Here is a 12,722-nt window from a genome sequence, read left to right as displayed (position 1 = left end):
CTGTCGGGCGGGGCCGGCCGGGGCGGGAGCCGGACGGACGGGTGCCGGCCCAGCGGTGCCGTGGATGGCTGCGACGCGGCGGTTCGGTGCCGCCGGGATGAGACGCTCTGTCGTCCGTGGACATCATTCCCCCGCTCGTGGCGCGTGTTCGCGCCGTCCCCCTGTCAACGAGGACCGGCGCCCCGGCGACGCTGTCGGCGACCGGATGGAATCGGCTGCCGGGGCCCTGCGGCGGGCCTGCTCACATGCCCCGCCGGGGGAGCGGCAGGTGGCCCGGCAGCAGCTCGGGGGTGAGGGTCACCCCGGTGGCGCGCAGCGCCTCGATCAGGGTGTTCTGCACCAGGTAGGAATCCGGAAGCTGCCAGCGGGCCTGCTCCGGGGCGACCGCCCAGCGGACCGTCCCCTCCGGCAGCCGCGTGGGTGGCGCCGGGATCCACGAGCCCGGGCCGTGCCGGACCACGTGGAAGCAGTGCTCCAGCTCGGGCCGGAGCGGATCGCCGGGGCGGACCAGGAACATCCAGCGGCCGGTGGGGGTGACCAGCACGGGCCCGCGTACGCCGGTGCCGGCCGGGTGGGTCTGCACCGCGTCGAGCACGTGCCGGCCGAGGTGGGCCGGCACCTCCAGTACGTCGAAGGACCGGCCGGTGGGCAGCAGCACGCCGTGTGGCCGGCTCCGCCACCAGGTGGCCACCCGGGCCGGGTCGGCGCTGGCCCCCAGCTCCCAGTTCTCCAGGGCGGGATGGCAGCCCACCGTGGGGCAGCCAGCCCGGCCGCAGACGAAGCGGCTGCGGGCCAGACAGGCCCCCGGGGTGACCTCCCAGCCGTGCGCGGCGTACCGCACCGCGACCCGGCGCAGCCGGACCCGTTCCAACGGCGACAGTTCGGCGACGCGCGGTCCGACGTTCCCCCACATGGTGCCATCTCCCCTCATCGGGCCCGGCGAACGCCAGGTCGCATGTCGAGCACCGTCACTGCCGTAACCCACGATCGTTGAGGTTGACGAACGGCTCGTGCAACTTGCACGAAAAATACGAGTACTGGCTGTACGGCTGACGCACAGGCTGTGCGACCAGCGAAAACCTGAAGATGAACGGGAATCGCCGCACCCGCGGACATCGCCCCGGCCCGATGGGTCGGAGCGGCAGGGGAGGGATGGGGAGATGGACGAGCTACCCATAGGGCGGCGAGTGGCCTACTGGCGGGGGCGACGCAAGATGTCGCAGCAGGTCTTCGCGGACCGGTTGGGCAAGTCGAAGAGCTGGGTGGACAAGGTCGAGCGTGGCGTCCGGCGGCTCGACAAGTTCTCGGTCCTCTACGAGATCGCCGACATCCTCCAGGTGGACGTGCAACTGCTGATGGGCAAGGACCCGGAGCGACGGACCGACGCGCTGAACTGCATCGACCAGGTCGAGGTGCAGGAGATCCGGGCGGCGCTGGAGCGGTACGACTCGATGAGCGCGTACTTCGACGCGGCGCCGTACCCGCCCCCGCTGGACGACATGCGCAAGGCCGTCAACCACGCCTGGCTCACCTACCAGTACGGCCGCTACGGGATGCTCACGCGGGCGCTGCCCAAGCTGCTGCGCGACGCCCAGGCGGCCGACGCCGGCTACGGCGGCGAGCAGGCGCCGGAGGCGGCGCACCTGCTCGGGCAGGTCTACCAGATCGCCTCCTCGGTGCTGCGCAAGCTCGGCGAGTGCGAGCTGGCCTGGCTGGCCGCGGACCGGTCGATGGCGGTGGCCCAGCGGGCCGACGACCCGCTGCTGGCCGGCATCGCCACCACCCGGGTCTGCAACGCGCTGGTCGCGATGGGCCGCGCCCGCCCGGCGCTGGAGCTCAACGTCACCATCGCCAACCGGCTCGCGCCCGGGGGCGGCAACGACGCCACCCCGGCCCGGCTCTCCGTCTACGGGATGCTGCTGCTCCAGGGGGCGATGGCCGCCTCGCGGATCGGTGACTCCGCCACCGTGGACGACCTGATCAACGGCGCCGAGGAGGCGGCCAGGCTGCTCGGCGGCGACCACAACCACTACTGGACCTCGTTCGGCCCGACCAACGTCGAGCTGCACCGGGCCGCCGCCGCGGTGGAACTGGGCGACGGGGGCCGGGCGGTGGAGGTGCACCAGCTGCGCATCGTGGAGCCGTCCTTCAACGCGTTGCTGCCCGAGCGCCGCGCGCACCACCTACTCGACATCGCCCGCGGTTTCGCCCAGATCGGCGACGTGGCGAACGCCGGCGAGATGCTGCTGCGCGGCGACCGGCTCGCCCCGTCGGAGGTCCGTTGCCGGCCGATCGCGCACGAGGTGATGTCGGACATCCTGCGTCGCACACGTGGTGCGCCGCCTTCTCCGGTAGCGGAGTTGGCTGAGCACATGGGAGTAGGGGTATGAGCGCGGAGCCGGTTTGATGGCCGGTTCACCGCACACCAGCGGGCACCGTGGGGTGCTCTACGTCATCGCCTGCGGTTCGCCGCTGGCCCGACACGTCGGTCGCCTGGTCGACCTGGCCCAGCAGGACGGCTGGGAGGTCTGCGTGGTCGCCACGCCGGACGGCGCCAAGTTCGTCGACAGGTCCGCCCTCATCCGGCAGACCGGCCACCCGGTGCGGACGCACTACAAGAACCCGGGTGACCCGGACGTCCTGCCGCCGGCCGACGCCATGATCGTCTGCCCGGCCACCGTGAACACCGTCAACAAGTGGGCGGCCGGGATCGCCGACACCCTCGCGCTGGGCCTGCTGGTCGAGGCGCAGGGCAAGGGCGTCCCCATCGTGGCGGTGCCGTACACCAACGCCGCGATGGCCGCCCACCCGGCGTTCCGGGCCGGCGTGGCCCGGTTGGCCGAATGGGGGATCACGGTGCTGTTCGGCGATCACGTGGTCGCCCTGCACCCGCCCGGGACGGGAGAGCAGCACCTGCACGCGTTCCCCTGGCAGATGCCGCTGGCCGCGCTGCTCGCCGGCGCCCGGCACGCCGCCTGACCGCCCGGCGGAGCCGCCCGGCCCGGGGCCCGACCGACGCGTCCGGGCCGGGCGTCGCCGCCGAGCGGCCTCCGCGACGGTAAGCTGGCCCGCCGTGAGCGTATGCGGATCCACCCCCACCGTGACCGACGTGGTGGCCGAGCTGGAACGGCGCTACCCGCCGGTCTGGGCGGAGGAGTGGGACCGGGTTGGCCTGGTGCTCGGCGAGCCGGCCGCCCCGGTGCGCCGGGTGCTCTGCGTGGTCGACGTCGTCCCCGAGACGGTCGCGGAGGCGCTGGCCGCCGGTGTGGACATGATCGTTTCGCATCACCCGCTGCTGCTGCGCGGGGTCTCCTCGGTCGCCCCGACCACGTTCAAGGGGCGGATCGTCCACCAGCTGATCCGGGCCGGGGTGGCGCTCTACGTGGCGCACACCAACGCTGACGTGGCGTCACCGGGCGTCTCCGACGCGCTCGCCGCCCGGTTCGGGCTGACCGGGCTGCGCCCACTGCACCGGCCCCCGGCCGGGTCGCCGGCCCACGGGGACGACCGGGGTGTCGGCCGCGTCGGCGAGCTGCCCCGCCCGATGACCCTCGCCGAGCTGACCCGGCACGCCGCCGCGGTGCTCCCCGTCACGTCCTGGGGAGTTCGCGCCGCGGGGGATCCCGGGCGTATGGTTCGTACCCTCGCCGTCAGCGGCGGGTCGGGGGACAGCTTCCTCGGCGCCGCGACCGCCGCCGGGGTGGACGCCTTCCTCACCGCCGACCTGCGGCACCACCCGGCCGGCGAGCACCTCGCCGCCGATGGTCCCGCCCTGATCGACGCCGCCCACTGGGCGACCGAACGACCGTGGCTGGACGACCTGGCCGCCCTCCTGCGGGAGGCGCCGGGCGTCGAGACGCTGGTGTCCGACCTGGACACCGACCCGTGGACCGTGCACGCCGCCGCACCCGTTGTGGACGACAAGGAGCCCGACCGTGAAGGCTGACCCCCAGGTGCAGCGCCGCCTGCTCGACCTCCAGGCGATCGACACCAACCTCGCCCAGCTCGCCCACCGGCGGCGTTCGCTGCCCGAGCGGGCGGAGCTGGAGGCGCTGGCCCGGGAGCTGTCGTCGCTGGAGGACGACCGGGTCCGCGCCCAGGTGGCGGTCGACGACCTGGACCGGGACATCGCCCGGATGGAGAAGGACGTCGAGCAGGTCCGGGCCCGCAAGGAGAAGGACCAGAACCGGCTGGCCGCGGGCACCGGCCCGGCCCGGGAGCTGGAGGCGCTCCAGCACGAGCTGGTCTCGCTGAACCGGCGCCAGGGCGACCTGGAGGACGCCGAGCTGGAGCTGATGGAGCAGCGGGAGACCGCCCAGGGCGTGCTGGACGGCGTGGAGCTGCGGCTGGCCGAGACCCGGGAGAAGCGGGCGGCCACCGAGCAGCGCCGGGACGAGGCGATGGCCGAGATCGCCAAGGAGGAGGAGTTCAAGCGGGGGGCCCGTCAGCCGCTCGCCGCCGACCTCCCGAGCGACCTGGTCACTCTCTACGAGAAGATCCGCGAGGACACCGGGCTGGGCGCCGCGCTGCTCACGGCGGGCCGCTGCGGCGGCTGCCGGCTGGAGCTGTCCGGCGCCGACCTGGCCCGGATCCGCAAGGCCGCCCCGGACGACGTGGTCCGCTGCGAGGACTGCCGCCGGATCATGGTTCGTACCAACGAGTCGGGCCTGTAGGTCGTGGCGCCGCGCGTGGTCGTCGTCGAGGCCGACGGCGGGTCCCGGGGCAACCCGGGCCCGGCCGGCTACGGCGCGGTGGTGCGCGACCCGGAGACCGGCGAGGTGCTCGCCGAGCGTTCCGAGTCGATCGGTACGGCGACCAACAACGTGGCGGAGTACCAGGGGCTGATCGCCGGGCTGGCGGCCGCCGCCGAGCTGGGCGCCGCCGAGGTGGACGTCCGGATGGACTCCAAGCTGGTGGTCGAGCAGATGTGCGGCCGGTGGCAGATCAAGCACCCCGGCCTGCGACCGCTCGCCGCGCAGGCGGCCGGGCTGGTGGGCCGGTTCGAGGCGGTCCGGTTCGCCTGGATCCCGCGCGAGCAGAACCGGGACGCCGACGCGCTGGCCAACGCCGCGATGGATGCCGCCGCCGGCCGGCCCGCCGTGTCGACCGTCACCGGCCGGCCCGCGTTGACGCCCGCCGCCGCCCCGGTGGCCGGCAGCGACCCGGCGACCGCGCCGGCCTCCTGGGAGCCCCGGCCGAGCTTCACTGCCACCCGGCTGATCCTGGTCCGGCACGGTGAGACCCCGTACACCGAGCAGCGGCGCTACTCCGGCCGGGGCGACGTGCCGCTCTCGGAGCGCGGCCGGGCCCAGGTCCGGGCCACCGCCGCCCGGGTGGCCGCGCTGGCGCCGTCCGTCGCGGCCGTGCTCAGCTCACCCCTGTCCCGGTGTACGCGGACCGCGGCGGCGATCGCCGGCGCGCTCGGTGACGTGCCGGTACGCACCGAGGACGACCTGATCGAGTGCGACTTCGGGGACTGGGAGGGGCGTACCTTCGCGGAGGTGCGCGCGCAGTGGCCGGGCGAGATGGACGCCTGGCTCGCCTCACCCCGGATCGCCCCGCCGGGCGGCGAGTCGTTCACCCACGTCGCCGAGCGCTGCCACCGGGTGGTGCGCGGGCTGCTCACGGCGTACCCCGGTCAGACCGTGGTGGTCGTCTCGCACGTCTCGCCGATCAAGCTGATGCTGCGCGACGCTCTCGCGGCCGGCGACGGCTTCCTGCACCGGCTCTTCCTGGACGCGGCCGGCATCTCGGTGCTCGACATGTGGCCCGACGGCGGCGTCGCGGTGCGCACGGTCAACGACACCGCCCACCTCGCCGCGATCGAGTAGTTCCCACCTCTCGGGAGGGTTTCCGCTCGGCGGTTCCGACGTGTGTGGAAACTGTTGACAGTGGATGGCGACCGATTGAAGATCGTTTTCGTGCGAAGCGTTCATCTGACGAAGCGGGGTCACATCGACCTCCTGCGCGTCGCCAGCGCCGCCTGTCGACGCTCCATCTGACGCCGGGTTCCTCCCCTTCCTCGCACGCCGCAGGCGTTCCCCATCACCGCTGGTCTCCGGCCCCGCGGCGGGTCCGCCTGCGCGTACCTCCCGACAGGAGACCTGTCCATGTTGTCCAGGAGACGTTCACCCCGGCTCACCGTGACCGTGGTGAGCGCCGCGCTGCTCGCCACCGTGGCCCTGACCGGGCCGGCGTCCGCCACCGCGTTGCCCACCGTTCCGCCGCGCGCCGTCGACCTCTCCGACGTCCGGGGCTATCCCCGGCAGAGCACCCTCCCGCTCTGGCCGGACAACCCGGCCGACGCGTCCATCCCGATCGGCGTCCTCCCGTACGACGAGATCGCGCCGAAGCTGAACGCCCTCCAGCGGGCCAGCGACCGGGTTTCCGCCCGGGTCGCCGGGAAGTCCGCCGGCGGCTACGACCTGTACGCGGTCACCGTGACCGCGCCGGAGAGCCGCACCGAGGCTCGGCAGCAGGAGACCTGGAAGCGGCTCATCGAGGACGAGCCGGCCCGGGCGCAGCGGGACCGGAAGCTGCTCGCCGGCTACAAGACCCCGCTCTTCGTCAACGCCAACATCCACGGCAACGAGTGGGAGGGCACCGACGCGGCGCTGCGGGTCATCGAGGATCTCGCCACCGACCGCAGCCCCGAGGTGGCCGCGCTGCTGAGGCGCAACCGGCTGGTCTTCAACATCACCTCCAACCCGGACGGCCGGGTGGCCGGCACCCGGGCCAACTCGGCGGGCTACGACCTCAACCGCGACCTGACCGTCGTCGCGCAGCCCGAGACGAACCTCATCCGCGACCTGATCATCGACACCAAGCCGATCATCACGCTGGACCTGCACGGGTACGTCAACCCGACCCTGCTGCACCCCAGCACCCCGCCGCACAACGTCAACAACGAGTACGACCTGTACATCAAGCACGGCCTGCCGAACGCCCTGGCGATCGAGGAGGGCCTGCGGGGTCTGGGTTACGCCGAGACCCAGCGTGCCCGGATCCCGTTCCGCGACGACGAGCCGGGCGTGTGGGACGACTTCCCGCCGATCTACGTGCCGTCGTTCGCGATGCTGCAGAGCAGCATCCCGTACACCATCGAGGCGCCACTGAACCCGCGCGGCAGCACGCTCACCCCCGCTGAGCGGGTCCGTCGCTCCGGCATCAACACCGACGTGCACGAGGTGGCGATCCGCACCTCGCTGCGCTACATCCAGGACCACCGGGCCGAGGTGCTGCACGACCAGGCCGAGGTCTACCGCCGTGGCCTGGCCGGTGAGCCGTTGCGCGACATCCCCGACGGTTACGTGCCGGGCTGGGGTCCGGAGGACAACTACCACACCACCTTCCCCCGGTCGTACGTCATCCCGACCGGCACCGGGCAGCGCTCCGAGCCCGCCGCCGCCCGTCTGGTCGACCTCCTGATAAGCAGCGGTGGCCGGGTGTGGCGGGCGAAGAAGGCGTTCACCGCCGGCGGCAGGACCTACCAGGCCGGCTCGTACGTCGTCGACATGCACCAGCCCAAGCGCGGCCTGGTCAATTCGCTGCTCGAACCGGGCGCGGACATCACCGACCGGGTGGGCGACCTCTACGCCGGCCCGGCCGCCTGGAGCCAGGGGCTGACCTGGGGCGCCACCGTTGACGTCCTGTGGGACACCCTGCCCGGGGTACGCCTGGAGCGGACCTACGACGGGCGGGCCGAGGGCACGCTGCCCGGCGGCCGGTCCGACCTGCGCCTGGACCTGCGGGACGCCGCCGATCTGCTCGCGGTGAACTCGCTGCTGGCCAAGGGCGTCGCGGTCCACCGGCTCGCGGACGGGTCGGTGGTCGTCCCCGGCACCCCGGCCAACCGTCAGCTGGCCCGCGCCGAGGTGCGTGCCCGCGCCGTCAGCTTCGAACCGGCGCCCCGGGGTTGGCGGGGCACCCCGCTGGACCGGGTCGTGGTCGGCTACCTCGGCTCGGCCGAGGAGCGGGACACCCTCGCCGACCTGGGGTTCGAGGCGCGTGCGGTGACCGCCGCGACGCTGGCCGGCACGCTGACCGAGGACGTCGACGTGCTGCTGGTCGCCGACAACCTCAACCTCGCGAACCTGACCGTCGAGAACCGGGCCGCCCTGGATGGCTTCCTCGCCCGGGGCGGCGGAGTGGTCGGCCTGGGCACCGCCGGGGCGTCCTTCGGCAACGCCGCCGCGCTGCTGACGGTGACCGCCACCGCGGCGCCGAGCCTGGCCAGCGGGGTGGCCAACATAGTGAACAACGGGGGACCGGTCACCACGTCGGCCATCCCGCATACGTTCATCAGCCAGCCCGTCTGGTTCACCAACCTGGGCGCCGACGTCGAGGTCGAGCAGTCGTACGCCGCTGATCCGTTGCTGTCCGGCTGGTGGGCCACCGACGGCGCCAACGGGCAGGCCGCGGCGGCCAACCAGGCCAGCATCGTGCGGGGCGTCTCCGCCACCGGAAACGGTGTGGTGCTGTTCGGCACCGACCCGACGTTCCGCCTGCACCCCAAGGGCCTTCAGTCGCAACTCGGCCGGGCCGTGCTCTGGGCGGCCCGGCGGTGACCCCGACCGGGTGAGCCGACGACCGACCGATGTGGGGCCCGGGGTGCCGATCGCACCCGGGCCCCACGTCGTCGCCGGGCCCGCCGGGCCGGCCCGTCTCCGGGTACGCCGGTCCATGCCGCTCGGCGCACTACGGACGCCGTTCGGCGCAGCGCCCTCCGCGCAGCGCGCGTGACGCCAGTCACAGAGCCGTAGCCTCCGGCCGTTACATCGGAGCCATGACTTCCCGGAGGTGTGTCAGATGGCTGCACCGGAACCGGAGGCGCCCACCACGGCGCCGTCCAGGGCGAAGGACCACAGCCCCTGGAACTGGTTGCTCTTCATTCCCATCGTGGTGCCGCTGATCCCGGCCTTCTTCAACGGCGACTCGCCCCGGATCTTCGGGTTCCCGCGCTACTACTGGCTGCAACTCGCCTGGATCCTGCTCGGCGTCGCCACCACGACGCTGGTCTACCAGATGACGAAGAAGCGGGGGAACCCCTGATGTGGCGCGATCATCTGACCGAGATCATCGTCTTCTCCCTCCTCTTCCTGCTGGTCAGCGGGATGGGTTTCGTGGCCGCCCGCTGGCGCGCCCCGAAGGACATGGCCCACCTCGACGAGTGGGGGCTGGGCGGGCGCAGCTTCGGCGGCTGGATCACCTGGTTCCTGGTCGGCGGTGACCTCTACACCGCGTACACCTTCGTGGCGGTGCCGGCGCTGATGTTCGGGGCCGGCGCGGCCGGGTTCTTCGCGGTGCCGTACACCATCGTGATCTACCCGATGGTGTTCCTGGTGCTGATCCGGCTCTGGTCGGTGTCGCACCGGCACGGGTTCGTCACCCCGGCGGACTTCGTCCGCAACCGGTTCGACTCGCCGGTGCTGGCGCTGCTGATCGCCATCACCGGCATCGTCGCCACCATGCCGTACATCGCGTTGCAGCTGGTCGGCATCGAGGCGGTGCTCAAGACGATGGGGGTGACAGGCGACAACGCGCTGGCCCGCCACCTGCCGATCATCATCGCGTTCGCGATCCTGGCCGCCTACACCTACCAGTCCGGGCTGCGCGCGCCGGCGCTGATCGCGTTCGTCAAGGACACGCTGATCTACATCGTGATCCTGGTGGCGATCATCTACCTGCCGTACAAGCTGGGCGGCTGGGGTGACATCTTCGCCGCCGCGGACGCGAAGTTCGACGCCTCACCCAACCCGAACGACGGGATCCTGCTCAACGGCAACAACCAGCTCCAGTACGTCACGCTGGCGTTGGGGTCGGCACTGGCGCTCTTCCTCTACCCGCACAGCATCACCGGTGTGCTGGCCAGCCGGAACCGCGACGTGATCAAGCGGAACATGTCGGCGCTGCCGGCGTACAGCCTGCTGCTCGGGCTGATCGCGCTGCTGGGCTACATGGCCATCGCGGCCGGCGTGAAGCCGCTGCCGGGGGCGACGGAAGGCAGCGTGGACAACAACACCATCGTCCCGCTGCTCTTCGACCAGCAGTTCCCGGACTGGTTCGCCGGTGTGGCGTACGCGGCGATCGGCATCGGCGCGCTGGTGCCGGCGGCGATCATGTCGATCGCGGCGGCGAACCTGTTCACCCGCAACATCTACAAGGAGTACCTGAAGCGGGACGCCAGCCCGGCGCAGGAGGCGAACGTCTCGAAGATCACCTCGCTGGTGGTGAAGGTCGGCGCGGTCGCGTGCATCGTGTTCCTCGACCCGCAGTTCTCCATCGACCTCCAGCTGATCGGCGGCGTGATCATCCTCCAGACGCTGCCGGCGGTGGCGCTGGGTCTCTACACCCGCTGGTTCCACCGCACCGGGCTGATCGTCGGCTGGGCGGCCGGCATGGGGCTGGGCATGTGGATGCTCTACCAGGTGGCCAGCCCGACCCGGAAGCACTTCGGTGGCTCCGCGTTCCCGCTGTCCGAGTTCGGCTTCGACACCACCAAGACGATCTACGTGGGCATCGTGGCGGTGCTGGTGAACCTCGCGGTCGCGGCGCTGGTCACGCTGGCCGTGCGGGCCGCCAAGGTGGCCGAGGGGGTCGACGGCACCACGCCGGACGACTACTTCGCCGACGAGGGCGACCCCCGGGTCACCCCGGGCACCGAGCGCGACGCCGACTCCGCCCGGGAGCCCGTCGCCTGACGTCCTGAGGAAGAGGAAGGGCCCCTTGTCGACGCAAGGGGCCCTTCCTTCTGTGCGGGGCGCGGTTCAGCGGGTGCGGTTGCGGGATTCCAGGGCCTCGTTGAGGCGGCGCAGCAGCGCCGCGAGGGTCTCCCGGTCCTCCGCGGGCCAGTCGCCGAGCATGTCGCCGTAGAGCCGGGTCCGCGCCGCCCGCACCGCGGCCATCCGCTGCAGGCCGGCGGCGGTGGGGGAGATGACGGTGCCCCGGCCGTCGGACGGGTCCGGCGTACGGGTGATCAGGCCGTCCCGCTGGAGCGCGGACACCTGCCGGGTGACGGTCGAGCCGTCCAGGTTGAGTCGGGCGGCGAGCGCGGAGACGTTCTGCGGGCCGGCGGCGTCGAGGTGACGCAGGATCACGTACGCCGCCCGGTCGAGCACCCGGTGCTCGGCGGTGCCGGTGGCCCGCCGGGTCGCTTCGCCGAAGCGCATCAGCAGGGCCACCTCGGTCTCGATCCGGCCGAGGGTCACCTCGTTGTCGTCGGCGTCGTCGGCGGTGTCCCGGTTGGGGTGGTCGCTCATAGCTGTATGATACAGAATAAGTACCTGTAACATACAGCTAATAAGGAGTCGGAGTGGATCGGCGTTCCGAACCGAACCGCAGTGCCATCTACGCCACCACACTGGTGGCCTTCCTCGCCATCGCCGGCATCGCCGTCGTCGACCCGATCCTGCCGGCCATCGGCGACGCGATCGGGGTCACCGCCTGGCAGGTCGAACTGCTGTTCACCGCGTACATCGCGGTGATGGCCCTCGGCATGATCCCGGCGACGCTGGCCAGCGCCCGGTTCGGCTTCAAGCCGGTGCTGATCGCCGGCGTCTCCGTGGTCGGCCTGGCCGCGATCCTCGCCTCGTTCAGCGACACCATCGTGCAGCTGTCCGTGCTGCGCGGCGTCTGGGGACTGGGCAATGCGATGTTCTTCGCCACCGCCATGGTGGTGCTGGTCAACCTCGCCGTCGACCGGGAGTGGGTGGTCGGCCTCTTCGAGACCGCCCTCGGTCTCGGCTTCGCCGTCGGCCCGCTGATCGGCGGCCTGCTCGGCGAGGTCAGCTGGCGGCTGCCGTTCTTCGTCTGCGGCGTGTTCATGGTGCTGGCGCTCGGCGTGGCAGCCCGCAAGCTGCGCGAGCCGACCAACCGCCAGGCCCCGGTACGCATCGGGCAGATCTTCGCCACCTACCGCCGTCCGGCGTTCATCGTGCTCTGCGTGGTGACCGCCGCGTACAACTTCGTCTTCTTCGTGGTGCTCGGCTACACGCCGCTCTTCCTGGGCCTGGACGTCATCCCGCTGGGGCTGGCCTTCACCGGCTGGGGCCTCGGCCTCGCCGCCGGCATCCTGGTGATCGGCCACCGGCTGGCCCACCGGATCGGCGCGGTGCAGACCGTCGGCGTGGCCATCGCCGGGCTGCTGGTCTGCATGGTCCTGTTCGCCACCTCGACCAGCACCGCCGAGGCGCTCGTCGTGCTGGTGCTAGCCGGGCTCTGCATGGGGCTGGCCAACGCCAACCTCACCGACCTGGCGCTCGGCCTCGGCTCCAGCGACCGCCGGGTGGCCACCGGCGCGTTCAACCTGGTCCGCTGGGGCGCCGCCGCGCCCGCGCCGATCATCTCCGGCAAGCTCGCCGAGCATTCGCTGTCGCTGCCGTTCTGGGTCGGCTTCGGGGTGCTCGCCGTCGGCGTGCTGGTCTACCTGGCCTTCGCGCACCTGATGGCGGCCGGCTACGGCGAGCGGGTGCTCTGGTCCCGGTGGAACCGGGCCGCCGCCGACAGCGAGCACGCCCCGGAGGAGCCGGTCGGCGAGGCGTACTGACGGCGAGGCCCCGCCGCCGTCTTTCGTCCGTCCCGCCGCCGTCGTCCTCCGTCCGACCCGCCGCCGCCGTTCAAGATCCGCGCACTTTCGGGGAAACTGCTGCCTCAACGCCTAGCGAGGCAGCATTTTCCCGGAAGTTGCGCGGATCTTGGTGCCGGGGTGCCGGGGTGTCGGGGTG

General features: G+C 72.3%; 12 protein-coding genes. 10 read left to right on the top strand and 2 right to left on the bottom strand.

Going from position 1 to position 12,722, the window contains the following annotated elements:
* Positions 1–241 precede the first annotated feature (241 nt).
* Entirely contained in the window at positions 242–913 is a 672-nt protein-coding gene (locus DKT68_RS27055; RefSeq protein WP_109820207.1) for a bifunctional DNA primase/polymerase, read from the bottom strand.
* A 247-nt stretch (positions 914–1,160) separates the two neighbouring features.
* Here DKT68_RS27055 and DKT68_RS27050 point away from each other — a divergent pair, with 247 nt between their 5' ends.
* The 9 genes from DKT68_RS27050 (at position 1,161) to mctP (ending at position 10,700) form a co-directional block, all read left to right on the top strand.
* Positions 1,161–2,390, top strand: a complete 1,230-nt coding sequence (locus DKT68_RS27050) for a helix-turn-helix domain-containing protein (RefSeq protein ID WP_109820206.1) — start codon at positions 1,161–1,163, stop codon at positions 2,388–2,390.
* A gap of 16 nt (positions 2,391–2,406) precedes the next feature.
* Complete coding sequence (locus DKT68_RS27045) at positions 2,407–2,979, top strand: flavoprotein (RefSeq protein ID WP_109820205.1); 573 nt, start codon at positions 2,407–2,409, stop codon at positions 2,977–2,979.
* A gap of 130 nt (positions 2,980–3,109) precedes the next feature.
* Complete coding sequence (locus DKT68_RS27040; RefSeq protein WP_201749211.1) at positions 3,110–3,946, top strand: Nif3-like dinuclear metal center hexameric protein; 837 nt, start codon at positions 3,110–3,112, stop codon at positions 3,944–3,946.
* Positions 3,936–4,673: a zinc ribbon domain-containing protein gene (locus tag DKT68_RS27035; protein ID WP_109820203.1), complete on the top strand. Its 738-nt coding sequence runs from the start codon at positions 3,936–3,938 to the stop codon at positions 4,671–4,673. Before DKT68_RS27040 ends, DKT68_RS27035 begins: the two co-directional genes overlap by 11 nt.
* Positions 4,674–4,676: 3 nt before the next feature.
* Positions 4,677–5,831 carry a bifunctional RNase H/acid phosphatase gene (locus DKT68_RS27030; RefSeq protein WP_109820202.1) on the top strand — a complete coding sequence of 385 codons (1,155 nt, stop codon included), beginning with the start codon at positions 4,677–4,679 and terminating at the stop codon, positions 5,829–5,831.
* A gap of 42 nt (positions 5,832–5,873) precedes the next feature.
* On the top strand, positions 5,874–6,002 hold the full coding sequence (locus tag DKT68_RS32755) for a putative leader peptide (protein WP_407940797.1): 129 nt from the start codon (positions 5,874–5,876) through the stop codon (positions 6,000–6,002).
* Between the two features lie 108 nt (positions 6,003–6,110).
* Positions 6,111–8,567: a M14 family zinc carboxypeptidase gene (locus tag DKT68_RS27025; RefSeq protein ID WP_109820201.1), complete on the top strand. Its 2,457-nt coding sequence runs from the start codon at positions 6,111–6,113 to the stop codon at positions 8,565–8,567.
* A gap of 241 nt (positions 8,568–8,808) precedes the next feature.
* Entirely contained in the window at positions 8,809–9,051 is a 243-nt protein-coding gene (locus tag DKT68_RS27020) for a DUF3311 domain-containing protein (protein WP_109820200.1), read from the top strand.
* Positions 9,051–10,700, top strand: coding sequence for a monocarboxylate uptake permease MctP (gene mctP / locus DKT68_RS27015; RefSeq protein ID WP_109820199.1), 1,650 nt, complete (start codon positions 9,051–9,053; stop codon positions 10,698–10,700). Before DKT68_RS27020 ends, mctP begins: the two co-directional genes overlap by 1 nt.
* 66 nt (positions 10,701–10,766) lie before the next feature.
* On the opposite strand, the gene DKT68_RS27010 is transcribed toward mctP, so the two are convergent.
* Entirely contained in the window at positions 10,767–11,258 is a 492-nt protein-coding gene (locus DKT68_RS27010) for a MarR family winged helix-turn-helix transcriptional regulator (protein ID WP_109820198.1), read from the bottom strand.
* Positions 11,259–11,311: 53 nt separating this feature from the next.
* Between DKT68_RS27010 and DKT68_RS27005 the strand changes: the two genes are divergently transcribed.
* Entirely contained in the window at positions 11,312–12,544 is a 1,233-nt protein-coding gene (locus tag DKT68_RS27005) for an MFS transporter (RefSeq protein WP_109820197.1), read from the top strand.
* Positions 12,545–12,722 lie beyond the last annotated feature (178 nt).

This window comes from Micromonospora acroterricola, from assembly GCF_003172955.1.
GTDB lineage: Bacteria > Actinomycetota > Actinomycetes > Mycobacteriales > Micromonosporaceae > Micromonospora > Micromonospora acroterricola.
The sequence above is the reverse complement of the archived record's forward strand: the minus strand, read 5'-3'. Positions and strand labels throughout refer to the sequence as shown.